14 protein-coding genes and 1 tRNA gene are annotated in these 16299 nt (G+C 74.0%); 12 read left to right on the top strand and 3 right to left on the bottom strand.

From position 1 onward, the window contains the following. Positions 1-37 precede the first annotated feature (37 nt). From ACYVI6_RS06415 to ACYVI6_RS06400, 4 genes are all read left to right on the top strand, one after another. Positions 38-553 (top strand): TOPRIM nucleotidyl transferase/hydrolase domain-containing protein, encoded by a 516-nt coding sequence (locus ACYVI6_RS06415; protein ID WP_460445570.1) that lies wholly within the window; start codon positions 38-40, stop codon positions 551-553. 79 nt (positions 554-632) lie between these two features. After that, complete coding sequence (locus ACYVI6_RS06410) at positions 633-1100, top strand: very short patch repair endonuclease (RefSeq protein ID WP_460445569.1); 468 nt, start codon at positions 633-635, stop codon at positions 1098-1100. A 33-nt stretch (positions 1101-1133) separates the two neighbouring features. After that, on the top strand, positions 1134-1916 hold the full coding sequence (gene map, locus ACYVI6_RS06405) for a type I methionyl aminopeptidase (RefSeq protein WP_460445568.1): 783 nt from the start codon (positions 1134-1136) through the stop codon (positions 1914-1916). A gap of 80 nt (positions 1917-1996) precedes the next feature. After that, complete coding sequence (locus tag ACYVI6_RS06400) at positions 1997-3817, top strand: serine hydrolase domain-containing protein (RefSeq protein ID WP_460445567.1); 1821 nt, start codon at positions 1997-1999, stop codon at positions 3815-3817. A gap of 78 nt (positions 3818-3895) precedes the next feature. Here ACYVI6_RS06400 and ACYVI6_RS06395 read toward each other — a convergent pair. The 3 genes from ACYVI6_RS06395 to ACYVI6_RS06385 all read right to left on the bottom strand — a co-directional run bounded on the left by ACYVI6_RS06395 (position 3896) and on the right by ACYVI6_RS06385 (position 6766). Next, positions 3896-3968 (bottom strand) — tRNA-Arg (locus tag ACYVI6_RS06395). A 60-nt stretch (positions 3969-4028) separates the two neighbouring features. Then, positions 4029-6167, bottom strand: a complete 2139-nt coding sequence (locus ACYVI6_RS06390; protein ID WP_460445566.1) for an acyltransferase family protein — start codon at positions 6165-6167, stop codon at positions 4029-4031. Further along, positions 6164-6766 carry a metal-dependent hydrolase gene (locus ACYVI6_RS06385; RefSeq protein WP_460445565.1) on the bottom strand — a complete coding sequence of 201 codons (603 nt, stop codon included), beginning with the start codon at positions 6764-6766 and terminating at the stop codon, positions 6164-6166. The genes ACYVI6_RS06390 and ACYVI6_RS06385 overlap by 4 nt, the downstream gene beginning before the upstream one ends. A 431-nt stretch (positions 6767-7197) precedes the next feature. On the opposite strand from ACYVI6_RS06385, the gene ACYVI6_RS06380 reads away from it, so the two are divergent. The 8 genes from ACYVI6_RS06380 to ACYVI6_RS06345 all read left to right on the top strand — a co-directional run. Then, positions 7198-8142: a glycosyltransferase family 2 protein gene (locus ACYVI6_RS06380; RefSeq protein WP_460445564.1), complete on the top strand. Its 945-nt coding sequence runs from the start codon at positions 7198-7200 to the stop codon at positions 8140-8142. After that, positions 8139-8636, top strand: coding sequence for a hypothetical protein (locus tag ACYVI6_RS06375; protein ID WP_460445563.1), 498 nt, complete (start codon positions 8139-8141; stop codon positions 8634-8636). Before ACYVI6_RS06380 ends, ACYVI6_RS06375 begins: the two co-directional genes overlap by 4 nt. A 28-nt stretch (positions 8637-8664) precedes the next feature. Continuing rightward, positions 8665-9771 (top strand): glycosyltransferase family 4 protein, encoded by a 1107-nt coding sequence (locus ACYVI6_RS06370; protein WP_460445562.1) that lies wholly within the window; start codon positions 8665-8667, stop codon positions 9769-9771. Further along, the gene (locus ACYVI6_RS06365; protein ID WP_460445561.1) at positions 9768-10943 is read left to right on the top strand and encodes a glycosyltransferase; all 1176 of its coding nucleotides are present in this window, start codon (positions 9768-9770) and stop codon (positions 10941-10943) included. Before ACYVI6_RS06370 ends, ACYVI6_RS06365 begins: the two co-directional genes overlap by 4 nt. Continuing rightward, positions 10940-11992, top strand: coding sequence for a glycosyltransferase family 2 protein (locus tag ACYVI6_RS06360; RefSeq protein ID WP_460445560.1), 1053 nt, complete (start codon positions 10940-10942; stop codon positions 11990-11992). The genes ACYVI6_RS06365 and ACYVI6_RS06360 overlap by 4 nt, the downstream gene beginning before the upstream one ends. Beyond that, on the top strand, positions 11989-14397 hold the full coding sequence (locus ACYVI6_RS06355; RefSeq protein WP_460445559.1) for a hypothetical protein: 2409 nt from the start codon (positions 11989-11991) through the stop codon (positions 14395-14397). Before ACYVI6_RS06360 ends, ACYVI6_RS06355 begins: the two co-directional genes overlap by 4 nt. Continuing rightward, positions 14394-15272, top strand: coding sequence for a glycosyltransferase family 2 protein (locus tag ACYVI6_RS06350; RefSeq protein ID WP_460445558.1), 879 nt, complete (start codon positions 14394-14396; stop codon positions 15270-15272). Before ACYVI6_RS06355 ends, ACYVI6_RS06350 begins: the two co-directional genes overlap by 4 nt. A 5-nt stretch (positions 15273-15277) precedes the next feature. Beyond that, the coding region (locus ACYVI6_RS06345; RefSeq protein ID WP_460445607.1) for a glycosyltransferase at positions 15278-16299 on the top strand (1022 nt) is incomplete at its 3' end.

Raw genomic sequence — 16299 nt, 5'->3', positions numbered from 1 at the left:
AGCCCCGTCGTCCGCCCGCGCGATGCAGGATGGCGCGGTGGCCGTCGCCGGACGTCGGGCCGTGGTGCTCGTCGAGGGGGCGAGCGACGCGGCGGCTCTGCACGCCCTCGCCGCGCGGCTCGGCAGGTCGCTGCCCGCCGAGGGGGTGGACGTCGTGGCGATGGGCGGCGCGACGAACGTGCGGCGGTACGCGGCGGCGGCCGGCGACGTGCTGACCGTCGGGCTGTGCGACGTCGGCGAGCGCCGGTTCTTCGAGCGGGTGCTGGACGGGCCGTGCCACGTGTGCGACCGCGACCTGGAGGACGAGCTGGTGCGCGCGCTCGGCGTGCCGGCCGTGCTCGAGGTGGTCGAGGCCGCCGGCGAGCTGCGGTCGCTGCGCTCGCTGCAGCAGCAGGCGCCGCACCGCGAGCGGCCCGAGGTCGACCAGCTGCGGCGGTTCCTGTCGAGCCACTCCGGCCGCAAGGAGCGCTACGCCCGGCTGCTCGTCGACGCCCTGCCCCTCGACCGCGTGCCCGCCCCGCTCGCGGGCGTCCTGTCCGACGTCCGGGCCTGAGCGCCGCAGGCGAGTCGCCGAGGTGCCTCGGCAGGGTGGTCGCCGTACGGTGCAGCGGTCGCCGAGGGGAGCTGGAGCGTTGCCTGAGCAGGAGCCGGCTCGCGTCGCGCCCGGCCCCGAGCTGCACCGGCGGTTCTCCCGTCAGCGGCGCGCGGCGACGGCGCCGGAGGTGGCGCTGCGGCGCGAGCTGCACGCCCGCGGCCGGCGCTACCGGGTGCAGGCGCGCATCGAGGGGCTGCCCCGGCGGCGCGTCGACCTCGTGTTCACCCGGTGGCGGCTGGTGGTGCTGGTCGACGGGTGCTTCTGGCACGGCTGCCCGGTGCACGGGACGATGCCGAAGGCCAACCGCGAGTGGTGGACCTGGAAGCTCGCGAACAACGCGCGGCGCGACGCCGACACCGACGCGCGGCTGACCGAGCTGGGCTGGACCGTGCTGCGGCTGTGGGAGCACGTGCCCGCGGGCGAGGCGGCGGACGCCGTCGAGCAGGCGCTGGTGCGGCTCGGGGCGCCCGCCGGCGAGGGGCCCGACCCGGCATCCCTACGATGACGGGGAGCGGTACCGGGAACGAGGAGAGCACCAGTGATCGAGATCCTGAACAGCAGCGAGCTGGTGCGGGCCCGTGCCACCGGAGCCCTCGTCGCCGACGTCCTGTACTCGCTGCGCGACCGCGTCGAGGTCGGCACGAACCTGCTCGACGTCGACCGCTGGGCGCAGCAGATGATCCTCGAGGCCGGCGCGGTCTCGTGCTACGTCGACTACGCCCCGGCGTTCGGCAACGGCCCGTTCGGCCACTACATCTGCACCTCGGTGAACGACGCCGTGCTGCACGGCCTCCCCCACGACTACGCCCTCGCCGACGGCGACCTGCTCTCGCTCGACCTCGCCGTCTCGCTCGACGGCGTGGTGGCCGACTCGGCGATCAGCTTCACCGTGGGCACCACCCAGCGCCCCGAGGACGCCGCCCTCGTCGACGCCACCCAGCGCGCGCTGCAGGCCGGCATCGCGGCCGCCGGTCCCGGCGCCAAGGTCGGCGACATCTCGCACGCGATCGGCCGGGTGCTCGGCGACGACGGCTACCGGGTGAACACCCAGTTCGGCGGTCACGGCGTCGGCTCGACGATGCACCAGGACCCGCACATCTCCAACGACGGCCGCCCCGGCCGCGGCTACAAGCTGCGCCCCGGCCTGCTGCTCGCCCTGGAGCCCTGGGTGATGCTCGACACCGACGAGCTCGTCACGGACGCCGACGGCTGGACCCTGCGCAGCGCCACCGGCTGCCGCACCGCCCACAGCGAGCACACCGTCGCCATCACCGAGGACGGCGCGGAGATCATGACCCTGCCGCCGGCCGACCGCGGCTGACGTCGGCGGTCTCGACGGGATTCCTTGTGGCGTCTCGCGGGGCCGCCGCATCCTGACGAGATGACTCGTCGGAGCGGGCGATGACCCGGCAGTGGCACGTCGAGGGCCCGGAGCCGGCTGGCGCAGCGACCCTCGACGCGGTGTTCCAGCAGGTGATGACGGCGCACGACGTGCGGGCGGCCTCGGTGGCGATCGCCTCCGGCCGGACCGTCTACGCGAAGCGGGCCTACACGTGGGCCGAGCCGGGCAACCCGCTCACCACGACGACCACGACGTTCCGCCTGGCCAGCGTCACCAAGCTGTTCACCGCGGCGGCGGTCCAGCAGCTCGCCGACCACGGCGTCATCGACCTGAACGCCTCGGCCTTCGGGTTCCTTGGGCTGACCGGGGCGCAGGACCCGCGCAAGGACGCGATCACGATCGCGCAGTGCGCCACGAGCCTGAGCGGCATGCCGCACGACTACGAGCGCCCCAGCATGACGCTGCGCGACGTGTCGCGCGAGCTGGGGCACCCGGCGTCCGTGACGGAGCAGGCGGCTCGGATGCACTCCACCGTGCCGCTCGCGTTCCCGCCCGGGTTCCCGCCCGCCGGCGACGGCGACACCGGCTACTCGAACACCGCCTTCGACGTCCTCGCCGCGGTGATCGAGCGCGCCACCGGGATGCCGTACGCCGTGTACGTGAGCCAGCACGTCGCCGGAGCCATGGGCCTGCGCGACGTCGCCGGGGCGCGGACGCCGGTCGACGCCCGGTTGCCCGGTGAGGTCGACGGGTACGACGGCAACGGCCGGAGGCTGCCCTCGCAGCTCGACCTGTCGGACGACGCGACGGAGGTCGACGTCTACGGCGGCGACTTCGTCCTGGAGCCGCGAGCCGCGAGCGGCGGGTTGCTCGCCAGCCCGGCGAGCGTGGCCCGGTTCATCGACCGGCACGACGTGTACGGGCTCGGCGGCCGGATGGACGGCAGCACCCGCTACGGCACCTTCGTCGGCTCCAGCGCGGGCGCCACCTCCGGCGGCCGCTGGGACCTCGCGTGGGCGACCAACCGCGAGATCGACGACACGGTCAAGGACCAGCTGCGGGACGGCGTCCTCGGGTACCTCGCCACCTCCGGCACGTCGCTGCTCAGCACGCCCTTCGACGTCGACGAGGGCTTCGCGGTGCGCGGCGTCCTGCTGCTCGGCGGGTTCCGCACCCAGCACGAGCTGAACGCCATGTCGTACGAGGACATGCGCAACACCCTGATCGTCGAGCTGTCGAACCGCACCAGCCAGGGGGTGCCGTTCTTCCAGGGGCTGGACGACACCGAGCTGGCCGGCGCCGGCGGGGCCCTGGTCTTCCTGCGGCACACCGGGATCCGTGACGACGCGGCGCTGCGGGCGATGAGCGCCGACGACCAGCGCAACACCCTGATCGTCGAGATGGACCTGCAGACCGGTCAGGGCCAGGCCCTGCAGGGCTTCTCGACGCTCGACCTGGTGCTCGTCGCGCTCGGCAGCGACCTCGCCGTCCGCGGTCAGGTACCGGGGCGGCCCAGTTCGTGGCTGCGCGGCGTCCTGCTCGCCGGCCGCTTCCGCACCCAGCCCGAGCTGATCGCGATGTCGCACGACGACCACCGCAACACCCTGATCGTGGAGATGGTGAACCACAGCAACCAGACGACGGCGTCGTACCAGGCGATGCACGACGCCGACCTCGAGGGCGTGGGCGCCGTGATGGTGCTGCTGCGTCACGCCGGGATCCGCGACGACGCGGCGCTGCGGCAGATGAGCGCCGACGACCAGCGCAACACCCTGATCGTCGAGCTCGACGCCCAGACCCGCCTCGGCCGGCAGCTGCAGGGCCTGTCGAACCTCGACCTGGTGCGCACGGCCCTCGGCGACCGCCCGGCCGTGCGCTAGCCCGGGAACGCGAGAGCCCCTCACCGCTGGATGGGCGGGAGGGGCTCTGACGTGCTGCTGGTCGCTGTCTCAACGACGTGCGCCCGAAGGGATTCGAACCCCTAACCTTCTGATCCGTAGTCAGATGCTCTATCCGTTGAGCTACGGGCGCCCGAGCCTCGCGGCTCGACCACAGACTCTAGCCGACGCCGGGGCCCCAGCAGAAATCGGATCAGGTGAGCCGCAGGGCCGAGGCGAGCGGCTTGCTCAGCAGCGAGCTGTAGTCGGCCGTCAGGTGCCACCGGTCGTAGTGGGTGACGACGCCCTTCACGACCATCGGGCACTCGGTCGGAGTGCAGAACCAGTCGACGACGGGCAGGTAGTCGGCCTTCGCGACCTTCGCCACGTGGGCCTGCAGCACCTCGCGCGAGAGCTTGAGGGCCTCGGGCGTCGGCTGCGAGCAGCGCTGCACCTGCTTGGGGTGGTCGGCGAGGCACTGGGCGGGGTCGTCGGCCATCACCGGCGAGTCGCCGAGCACGACCACGCGCTTCGCGGACGCGTCGAGCCGCTTCAGGGTGGTGGTCGCGCCGCGCTGCCAGGCGGCGGCGAGGCCGGTCTGGTCCTTCGGCGACGACGGCAGCCGGACGCCGTACATCGTGCTCGACACGACGACGAGCGACGGCTCGACGGCGTCGATGCGGTCGAGGGCCCAGGAGCGCCAGGCGTCGCACTGGCTGAACGGCCGCTTGTCGACGGTGTTCCAGACGGTCGTCGACGGGAACGGGCACAGCGACTTGGTGAGCACCAGCAGCTTGAAGTGCTCGCGCTCGCCGGCGGCGTCGAGGGCGCTCAGCCAGGCGGCGGCGTGCGAGTCGCCGAACAGCACGACCGTCTTGGACGCCGAGGTGTCGCCGTACGTGCACGAGGGCGAGCTGGTCTTCTCGGTCGGCACCAGGCAGCCGTCGAAGTTGGCCGGCGACGCGTGCTGGGGCAGCTCGGCGAGCGGGGGCGAGACGTCGCTCGGCAGGCGCTTCGCCGCGGCCGCCTCGACCACGGCCGCCTGCACGCCGCTGACCTTGCCGTCGCCCGCCGGGGCCGCGTCGAGCGAGACGCTGGCCAGCCGGGCCTGCGCCCGGGCCGCCGCGGCGTCGCGCTCGGTGAGCTGGTTGCTGATCATCACGTTGCAGGCGAACAGCACGGTCACGAGCGCCAGCACGCCGAAGCCGAGGCTGTTGCTGGTGCGGGCCGCCAGCCGGGGCGCGCGGCGCAGCGGGTTCTCGACCGCGTGGTGGGTGAGCACCGCGACGAGCAGCGAGGCCAGCACCACGAGCAGCGCCGGGCCGACGCCGAGGGTGCCCCCGACCAGCGCGGCGGCGATCACCAGCGCCGGCCAGTGCCACAGGTAGAGCGAGTACGACATGGCGCCCAGCCACTGCAGCGGCCGCTGCCTCAGCACCGACTCGGCGCCGACGCCGGGGGCGATGCTGCCGGCGGCCACCACGGCCGCCGTGCCGAGCACCGGCAGCAGCGCGTAGGCGCCGGGGAACGGCGTCGCGTCGGTGATCCAGAACGCCGAGCCGATCACGGCCGCCAGCCCCAGCCAACCGAGCCAGCGGCCGACGACGGCCGGCAGGCGCAGCAGCCAGCCGCTGCCCGCCGCGAGCAGGGCCCCGACGCCGAGCTCCCAGGCCCGGGTGAAGGGCGAGAAGTACGCCTGGGTCGCCGCCTGCGACGTCTGCTCGATGCACCACGCCAGCGAGGCCACGCTGATCAGGGCGATCACCACACCGACCGCGCGCCCGACCAGGCGGCGCGGCGCGAGCTTCGCGACGAGCAGCACGAGCACCGGCCAGACGACGTAGAACTGCTCCTCGACGGCCAGCGACCAGTAGTGCTGCAGCGGCGAGGGGGGCACGTCGGCCTGCAGGTAGTCGGTGCCGGTCGCGGCGAAGTGCAGGTTGGCCATGAACGCGGTGGCCCACCGGGCGTCGCTCAGCACCTGCCCGGCGCGCACGAAGTTCAGCAGCACGACCGACGCGACGACCGTCGCGAGGATCACCAGCAGGGACGCCGGGAGGATGCGCCGGGCGCGGCGGGCGTAGAAGCCGCTGATCGAGACCGTGCCGGTGGCGGTCGCCTCGCGCAGCAGCAGGCCGGTGATGAGGAACCCCGACAGCACGAAGAACACGTCGACGCCGACGTAGCCGCCCGTGAGCCGAGGCACGCCTGCGTGGTAGAGCACGACGAGCAGGACGGCGAGCGCGCGCAGCCCCTCGACGTCCGGCCGGAACGACCGCGGGGCGCGCGCCGCGGTCTCACGACGGGCCTCCTGGCGGGTGGCCGGCGCAGGCGGCGGCGTGAGGATCGTCACTGCGGACCTCCGGTGCGGACGGGCTCGTGGACCGGCTGCGCCGGCTGCGGACGACGGGCGCCGGCGACCGCCGCGAGCGCGGCGGCGACCAGCACGGCGAGGTAGCCGGCGTAGGGCAGCGTGACCCCCGCGTCGGAGACCGGCCAGAAGAGCGCGACCGGTGCCGTGCCGAGGTCGCGCAGCAGGTGGCCGCCGACGCCGAGCGCCGCGACGGCGAGCAGCGCCGAGACGTGCCGACGCCGCAGCGCCCGGGCCGCCAGCGCGAGCAGCAGCAGCACGGCGACCGTGGTCAGGGAGTGCGTGTAGGGCCGCGGTGTGCCGTGCGTGAGCACGTTCGAACCCAGTGCTGCAGGCACGTGGTCCGCGTCGATGAGGCAGCTGGCGGCGAGCACGGTGAGCCAGGCGGACCGCGACCACGGCCCGGTGCGGGTGCTGACGGCCAGGGCGAGCAGCGCGCCGGTGGCGAGGTGCGCCGGCTCGTCGAGCACGCCCAGCACCGCGTAGTCGGGGTCGGCGGTGCGGATGACGAGGTCGAGCAGGACGATCAGCGCGAGCAGCAGGCCCGCTCGTCGCAGGGCCGTGCGCCTGGCGTCTGTCAAGGGTGCTCCCGTCGCATCGGGCGCGGCGGTGCGCGGTGTCTCCGTGGGCGCCGGTCGCGGCACTCTCACACGACGGTCCCCGGTTCTGGCCGTACGCGCAAGTAGCCTGCCGACAGTTCATGTTCGTACTAGTTCGTGATGGCAAGCGTCGAGGCACCCGCCCTGCCCGGTTTGCTATGGTCGATCGAGTAGGCCGCTGAGCAGGACTCGGCGCTTTACGCGTTCTTGGTGAAGTCGAACCACGTGGGTTGCTCGCTCGTGACCATGCAGCAGGACGATCGTCATGGTTTACCCAAACTTCACTTCGGACCGTGGGTGTCGCCGCCTCGCCTGGCTAGTCTGCGTGATGCGTCGTCCGACAGGAGGGCCTCGCACTCGGGGTGGCAACGGTGCCAGGCATACTTCACTGTGAACAACTGAAGGACGAGCCAATGCATGCTGTCCGCGAACCCGTCGACGTCCGCCTCTCCATCGTCATGCCGGCCTACAACGAGGCCGCCACGATCCGCCGAGCCGTCCAGCACGTGCTCGAGGCCCAGTACCCGTGCGACGTCGAGCTGATCGTCGTCGACGACGGCAGCGTCGACGGCACCGCCGAGCTGCTGCACGACGTGCAGGACCCGCGCCTGCACGTGCACCAGCACCCGCACAACATGGGGAAGGGCGCCGCGGTGCTCACCGGCATCAGCGTCGCCACCGGCACCCACCTGCTGCCGTTCGACGCCGACATGGAGTACTCGGCGCACGACGTGAAGCGGCTGCTCGAGCCGGTCATCGACGGGCGCAGCGAGGTCGTCTACGGCACTCGGTTGTTCGGCTACAACACCGTGTACCGGTCGTTCCGCTACAAGCTCGGCAACCAGGCGATGACCTTCGCGGCGAACCTGCTCTACGACGCGGCGATCAGCGACCTGCACACCTGCCTCAAGCTGGTGCCGCTGAAGATGCTGCGGCAGATGCGCCTGGTCGAGCTCGGGTTCGGGCTCGACACCGAGATCACCGCGAACGTGCTGCGCTTCGGCGCGCGCCCCTTCGAGGTGCCGGTGTCGTACCACGCCCGCTCGCACGACGAGGGCAAGAAGATCAACTGGCGCGACGCCGTCCGCTGCCTGCAGGTGCTCGGCCGGGTGCGGGTCGCACCCGACCCGCGCCCCGCGGCACCGGCGGTCGCCCGCAAGCTGGCCGCCAGCACCCCGCGGGTGCCGCGCGTGCGGCAGAGCCGCACCGGCGGAGGTGTCGTGCCGTCGATGCGGATCCCGCGCTCGGTGATCCCGGCGCAGGACCCGGTGGTCGTCGACCTGGCCGAGCACGCCGACCGCGTCGTGCACCTCGAGGACCAGCAGCGCGCGAACCTCCTGGCCGAGGCCGCCGAATGAGCCGACTCCTCTCCAGGGGTCGTCTCGCCGTCATCGCCGTCGCCGCGCTCGCCGTGGCCGTGCCGTCCGCCGCGCAGGCGACACCGGTGCACTCCCGCCTGGTGTCGGCCGGCCTGCTGCCCGAGCCGGCCCCGTTCAGCACGCTGCAGATCGTGCAGTACGACGCCCTCTACAAGACCGTGGAGCTGGACGGCGACGTCGACCTCGACCTGCTGGCCGCCAACCGCTCGAGCCGCGCCAACGGCTACGTGTGGACGGCGACCGTGGGCCCGGCGGGCGAGCCGACCACCGTCGGCACCGGGCGGCTGACCGTGGCCGCCGGGGCGACCGAGCGCATCACCGTGCGGTTCACCATCCCCGACTGCCTGGTGCGCAACCAGATCTCGGTGCGGCTCGCCGCCGACCGCGGGCGCTCGCCCGAGGTGCACTACTGGGTGCTGCCGCACGACTCAGCCACGTGGAAGACCTCCGGAGGGCCGTCCTGTGAAGCCTGAGCCGACGTCGCGCACGACCGTCGCGGTCGTGACCGACTCCCTCGAGCCCTTCAACACCGGCGGCAAGGAGGCGCGGTACGCCGCCCTGCTGCCGCGCCTGCGCCAGCACGGCATCGACGTGCACGTGCACACGATGCGCTGGTGGGGCGACGCCCCGGTGCCGCAGGTGCCGGCGGGCACGCTGCACGCCCTGTGCCCGCGCATCTCGCTGTACGCCGGCAGCCGGCGCTCGATCTGGCAGGCCGTGGTGTTCGCCGCCTCGACGCTGCGGATGCTCGGCCGGCGCTTCGACGTGCTCGAGGCCGACGCCATCCCGTTCGTGCAGCTGTTCCCGCTCAAGCTGGTGACGGTGGTGCGCCGCAAGCGGCTCGTCGTGACGTGGCACGAGGTGTGGGGCCGCGACTACTGGGTCGACTACCTCGGCCCGCTCGGTCGGGTGGCCGCCGCCCTCGAGCGCCTGGCCGCCTCGCTGCCCGACCACGTGGTGGCGGCATCGACCGGTACCGCCGACCGCCTCGTCGACCTGGGCGTGCCGCGCGAGCGGCTGACCGCGGTGCCGAACGGCGTCGACGCGGCCGAGATCGAGGCCGCCGTCCCCGCGGCCGACGCCGCCGACGTGCTCTGCGTCGGCCGGTTGCTGGCCAACAAGAACGTCGACGTGCTGGTCGACGCCGTCGCGCTGCTGCGCGAGCGCGGCCGCCGGGTGACCGCCACCGTCATCGGCACCGGCCCCGAGCGCGAGCGGCTCGCCGCGCAGGTGGAGCGGCTCGGCCTGGGCGACCAGGTACGGCTGCTCGAGCCGCTCGAGCAGCGGCTCGACGTGCTCGGCGCCATGAAGTCCGCGCGGGTGCTGGCCTTCCCGACCGTGCGCGAGGGCTTCGGCATGGTCGCGCTCGAGGCGCTGGCCTGCGGCACGCCGGTCGTGACGACCGACCACCCCGACAACCACGCCCGCCACCTCATCGTGCCGGGGGTCAACGGATACGTCTGCGGTCTCGGCGCCACCGCCCTCGCCGACGCGCTGACCCAGGCGCTCGACAACGCCGACGGGCTGCGCGAAGGAGCCCTCGCCACCGGCCGCGACAACTCCTGGGACGCGCTGGCCGCCACGCTCGCGAAGGTGCTGGTCGCGTGAGGCTGCTGCTGCTCAGCCCGCTGCCCCCGGCCCGCGACGGCATCGCCGACTACGCGGCCAAGCTGGCGCGCGCCTACACCGAGGCGGGGCACGAGGTGCGCGGCATCACCAGCCTGCCCACGCCCACGGCCCCGGGCAACCCGCCCGTCGAGGGAGCGCTCTCGTGGTCGCCCCTGCGCCAGCTGCGGCTGCTCGTGGCCGCGCGACGCTGGCGGCCCGACGCCGTGCAGGTGCAGCACGGCATCGCGACGTACGGCCCGCGGCTGCTGCTGGTGTGGTCGTTCGCCGGCCTGCTGCGGCTGCTCGGCACGCCCGTCGTCGTCACCCACCACGAGGTGACCCGCGACATCGAGCGGCTCGGGCTGCCCGGTCGGCTCTACTACCGCGTGGTCAGCCGCGCCGACGTCGTGCACGTGCACACGGCGAGCGCGGCGGCGGCGCTGACCGACCGCCTCGGGGTGGCGCCGCAGCGGGTGCTGACGATGCCGCACCCCGTCTACGACCTGCCCGCGGCGCTCGTGCCGGGTGACCGGCTGCGGGCCGAGCACGACCTCGGCGACCGCACCGTGCTGCTGCTCTTCGGGTTCGTGCACGTCGAGAAGGGGCTGCGCGAGCTGGTCGACGGGCTCGCCGTGCTGGTCGCGCGCGACCCGTCGGTGCGCGACCGGATGCGTCTCGTGGTCGCCGGCGACGTGCGGCCGCGACCGCCGGCGTTCGGTCGCTTCGAGCAGGCCGATCGCGCCTACCTCGACGCCGTGCGCACCAGGGCCGAGGCCGACGACCTGCGCGACGTCGTCGTCTTCACCGGCCACGTGCCGGACGGCGAGGTGTCCGGCTGGTTCGAGGCCGCCGACGTCGCGGTGCTGCCCTACACGCACTCCGAGCAGAGCGGCGTCGCCAACCTCGCGGTGGCCGCCGGTGTGCCGGTGCTGGCGTCGTCCGCCGGCGGGCTCGGTGAGCTGTTCGGCGGCGTGCTGCCGGCTTTCGCCTCGCTGTCGCCCGACGACGTCGCCGACGCCATCGCCGCGGTGCTCGACGGCGCCACGGCATCCCCCGCGGTGCGCGCGCACTACGACGCGCTGCGGCACGCGGCTAGCCCCGCGACCCTGGCCACCGAGATCGGCAGCCGGGTCGGCGCCGCGTCCCCGACGCAGCAGGCGGTGACGGTGTGAGCACCCCCGGCATCACCGTCGTCATCTGCAGCCTGAACGGCGCCGAGACGATCGGCCGCACCCTCGACGCCATCGCGGCGCAGACCGTGCCGGACGTCGAGGTCGTCGTCGTCGACGACGGGTCGTCCGACGGCACCGCCGACGTCGCGCGCCGGCACGGCGCCCGCGTCGTCGTGCACGCGCAGAACGCCGGCATCGCGGCCGCCCGCAACAGCGGCTGGCGGGCCGCTGCCGCCCCGCTGGTCGCCTTCACCGACGACGACTGCCGGCCCACCCCCACCTGGCTCGAGCGGCTGCTCGAGGCCCGTGCGAGCGACCCCACGGCGGCGGCGGTCGGCGGCCGGGTCTTCGGCTCGGACGACGGCACGTTCGTGCTGCGCTACCTGCAGCGGTGCAACCCGCTCGAGCCGCTCGAGGCAGAGCTGCTGCAGAGCGACGGCTTCGGGCACCGGCTGGTCAGCTACCTGCGGCGCTCGGCGACCCGGCAGGCCCCCACCGGCGTGCGCACCGTCAGCTCGATCGTCGGCGCCAGCATGCTGATCCCGGTCGAGGTGCTGCAGCGGCTCGGCGGCTTCGACCCGCGGTTCCGGTTCGGCGGCGAGGAGGAGGACTTCTGCCGTCGTGCGCTGACCGCCGGCGAGCACCTGCTCTACACGCCCGAGTCGATGCTGCTGCACGACTTCGAGCCCGGCCTGGCCGACACCCTGCGCCGCAGCCGCGCCTACGGGCGGGGCAACGCGCGCATGTTCGTGAAGTACCCGCAGCTGCTGCCGACGCTCTACCCGCTGCCCGCGCTGGTGGCCGGGCTGCTCGGTCTGGCCGCGCTGCGGCGCAGCCCCGTGGTCGGCGCCGCGGCAGCCGCTGCGCCCGCGCTGCTGTTCTCGCACTGGGTGCGCAGCGCCCTGCGCGACCGCGACCCCGAGCAGCTCGCCTACCCCTACCTGCAGCTGGCCCAGGAGGCCCTCGGCAACGTGGGCATGCTGCAGGAGCTGCCGCGCGCCCGCCAGCTGTTCGCGCCGTCGCCGCTGCCCGAGCAGGTGCGCACGTGACGTCGGCCCCGCTGCTGCGCCGCGGTGCCGTGGCCGCGCCGTCCCCCGTGACGGTCGCCGACCACGCCGAGCTCGAGCGCGCCGCCCACGCCGCGGCGGTCGCCGCCGAGCGGCCGTCCCGGCGCAGCCGCGCGTGGGCCCGGTTCGGCGGCCTGCTGCAGCTCGTGCTGTGCTTCGCCGCCCTGCACGGTGCGGTGCTGCTGCGCCCGCACGGCAGCGCGATCCTCGTGGCCGTCGCCTTCGTCGTGCTCGTGCCCGGCGCGGTGCTGCTGCGCGCCCTCGACGTCCGGCCCCGCGGCACCGCCGAGCGGCTGGTGCTGAGCGTCTCGGGCAGCCTCGCGGTGCTGCTGCTGGTGACGCTCGGCGTCAACACCGTCGGGCCGGCGCAGGGGCTGAACCAGCCGCTGTCGACGCTGCCCCTGCTGATCGCGCTGGACGGCGTGACCGTGCTGCTCGCGATCGTCGCGACGCTGCGCCGCGCCAGCCACCCGGTGCCGGTACCGCAGCGGGTCTCGCCGCTCACCGCGATGCTGCTGCTGCCCGTGCTGGTCGGCGTGGGCACCCAGGTGCTCGAGCAGCGGGGCACCACCTGGGTGGTCGCGGCCGGGCTCGGGCTCGGCGGGCTGGCCCTGGTGTGGGCCGCCTTCGCCGCGAAGCAGGGGCGCGACGGCGCCGTGCAGGTCGTGCTGTTCAGCGTCGTGCTGGCGCTGCTCTGGTCGTACTCGCTGCGGTCGAAGGGCCTCTACGGCTTCGACGTCCAGCAGGAGTTCGCCGCGTTCCGCACCACCGCCGAGGCGCTGCGCTGGCACCCGGTCGACGGCGACTCCTACTCGGCCATGCTCAGCATCACCGCGCTGCCGACGGCGCTCTGGCAGCTCACCGCGCTGAGCCCGCTCGGCGTCTTCAAGCTGCTGCTGCCGGTGCTCTTCGCGCTCTACCCGGTCGGCGTCTACACCGCCGCCCGCCGCTGGCTCGGGCCGCGCACCGCGCTGCTGTCCACCTGCCTGCTCTTCATGACCTCCAGCATCGCCGGCCAGATGCCTGCGCTCGCGCGGCAGGAGGTCGCGCTGCTGCTGTTCCTCGGCATCGTGCTGGTCGCCCTCGACCGCTCGCTGCGCCGGCGCGGGGCGCAGGGCCTGGTGCTGGTGCTCGGCTGCGCGATGGTCGTCTCGCACTACTCCACGACGTACGTCGCCGTCGGCGCCTTCCTCGGCGCCCGGGTGATCGCCTTCGCGCTGCGCGTCATGAGGCGGCGCAGCGCCCACCGGCCGGTGCTCAGCCTGCCGGTCGTGCTGCTGCTCGCGGCCGCGACGTTCGGCTGGAACGGGCCGGTCACCCACTCGACCGACAACGTCACCGGCTTCGCCAGCAGCATCGCCGCACACGGGTTCCAGGTGCTGCCCAACGGCGGCGGCGGGTCGATCGTCACCAAGTGGCTCGCCGGCAACGTGGCCGCCAGCTCGACGCCGCGCGAGTACTTCGACTCGGTGGCGCAGACGTACCGCGAGCAGCACCCGTGGCTGTCCGAGCACGTCTTCTCACCCAGCGCGCAGCGGGACTTCCCGGCGACGGCGTCCGAGCCGCCGTCCGCGCGGCCCTGGCAGCCGGGGCTGAAGACGCCGCTGGCCCTGCTCACCACGCAGGTGCGGCAGGCGGGCAACCTCGGCGTCATCGCCGGTGCCGTCGGGCTGCTGCTCCTGCTGCGCCGCCGCCGGGCCGACGCCGAGCTGGTCGCGCTGGTGACCTCCGTCGTCGGCATCACGGTGATCATGCGGGTCAGCGGCTCGGCGTCGTTCGCCTACAACCCCGAGCGCCTGGCGTACCAGACGATGACGATCCTGGTGGTGCCCCTCGGCATCACCATCGGCTGGGTGCGCGGGCTGCTGCTGCGGGCCGCGCCGTCCGGCGAGCGCCGCCGGTTCGGCGTCCGCCCCGACACCCCGGGCCGGCTGGCCGGCGTGCTGCTCGTGGCCGGCATCGCCCTGGTCTACCTCGACGCGTCGGGGCTGGGCAGCCGCGCCGGCGGCGGCAGCCCGCCCGGCAACCTGTCGCGCGACGGCGAGTACGCCGAGCGGTTCGCCACCACCGACCAGGATCTCACCGCGGCGCGCTGGGTGGTCACCCACACCCGCGACGACGCGATCGTGTTCGCCGACCGGTACGGCGCGCTGACGCTGCAGTTCAGCGAGCAGCGCGACCACCACGGCGTCTTCCCCGACCTGGCGCCCGGCACGCTCGACGCCCGCGCGCTGGTCTTCGCCAGCAGCAGCAACGTGCTCGACGGCCGCGCCCGGGGCACGACGCCCGACAACCAGCTCTCCGCGACGTACGTCTTCCCGACGTCGTTCCTGGACCAGTACAAGGCCGTGGTGTTCGACACCGGATCAGCGAGGGTCTACTCATGACGAGCCACCGGGCCACCGTCGTCATCATCAGCAAGCACGAGCGCTCGCTCGCCGAGACGCTCGACGTGCTGCGCGACCACGAGTCGCGCATCCCCAAGGACGTCGTGGTCGTCGACGCCTCGGACGGCGCGCTCGACGAGCTGATCAGCGGGCACCCCGAGGTGACCTGGGTGCCGTTCACCGCGCCGGCCGGCAGCCGCAAGCAGATCACCATCCCCGAGCAGCGCAACGCCGGCGTCCGCGCGGCGACCGGCGACGTCGTCGTGTTCGTCGACTCCGGGTGCCGCCCGCAGCCGGGCTGGCTCGACACCATCACCGCCCCGCTGCTCGACGGCAGCGAGCAGGTGACCGTCGGCTCGTACCGCAGCACCGAGTCGGGGCCGTACGACCTGCTCGACTTCAGCGACGGCTACGTGCACGAGGCGCCGACCATCAACATGGCCTTCACCAAGGCGGCGTACGAGCGGGTCGGTGGCTTCGACGAGGCGTTCTCGTACGGCTCGGACGTCGACTTCTGCTGGCGGGTGAACGACGCCGGCATGCGCATCCGCCGCATCGAGGCCGCCGCGATCACCGTCGACTGGGGCCGCGGACGCCGCCAGCACAAGCGGTCCTGGTACTACGGCGCCGCCCGCGCCCGGCTCTACCGCAAGCACCCCAGCCGCCTGCGCCAGCTGCCGCAGCGCGACCCGATCATGCTCGTCTACCCCGTGTTCCTGCTCGGGCTGCCCATCACGCTGGTCTTCCCGTTCTACCCGCTGCTGCTGCTGGTGCCGCTGTGGCGCAGCCGCCGCGTGCACCCGGTCCAGACGGTCAGCGACCACCTCTGCTACGGCGCGGGCGCCCTGGCGCAGCTCGTGGGGGTCGCCACGTGAGGCTGATGGTGCTGCCGAAGGACCCGAACCCGTACCAGGAGCTGCTGCACGACGCGCTGCGCGCCGAGGGCGTCGAGCCGGCGTACCTGCCGATGCCCACGCCGTCGCGCTCGCTCAACCTGCTGCTCGTGCCGGTGCAGCTGCTGGTCGCCCGGCTGCGCGGCGTCCGGCTGCTGCACGTGCACTGGGTGTTCGGCCTGACGCTCACCGGCGCCGAGCGCTCGCCGCTGCTGCGCCGGGTGTCGCAGTGGTGGTTCGGCGTGCTGCTGGCCACCTGCCGCGTGCTCGGCGTGCGCGTCGTCTGGACGGCGCACAACGTGCTGCCGCACCAGCAGGTGTTCGACGACGACCGCGCCGCCCGACGGGCGCTGCTGCGCGCGACGAGCCACGTGCTCGTGCACGACGCCCACGTCACCGCCGAGCTGGCCGCGCTCGCCGCGCCCGCTCCCCTGCCGCCGACCACCGTCGTGCCGCACGGGTCGTACGTCGGGCACTACCCGCCGCGCAGCCCGCGGGCCGAGGCGCGGCGCCGGCTGGGGCTGCCCGACGACGCGCGGCTGCTGCTGTTCGTGGGCCGCGTCACGGTCGAGAAGGGCGTCGACGACCTGCTGGAGGCGTTCTCCCGAACCGACTCCGACGTGGTGCTGGTCGTCGCGGGCCTGTGCCCCGACCCGGCCCTGGCCGAGCGGCTGCACCACGCGGCCGCCGCCGACCCGCGCCTGCGGCTCGACCTGCGCCACCTCGCCGACGACGTGCTCGCCGACCACCTGTCGGCCGCCGACGCCGTGGTGCTGCCGTTCCGGCGGGTCACCACCAGCGGCTCGGTGCTGCTCGCCATGGCCTTCGCCGTGCCGGTCGTCGTGCCCGGCGTGCCGCAGCTGGCCGGCCTGCCGGACGCCGCGTGCACCCGCTTCGCCCCTGGCGTCGCCGGGCTCGAGGCGGCGCTGCGCGCCGTCGCCGATGCGCCGTCCGACGCCCTCCAGCGTGCCGGCCGGGCCGGGCTCGAGTGGACCCGCGGCGCCACCTG

This window comes from Angustibacter aerolatus, from assembly GCF_054776675.1.
The sequence above is the reverse complement of the archived record's forward strand: the minus strand, read 5'-3'. Positions and strand labels throughout refer to the sequence as shown.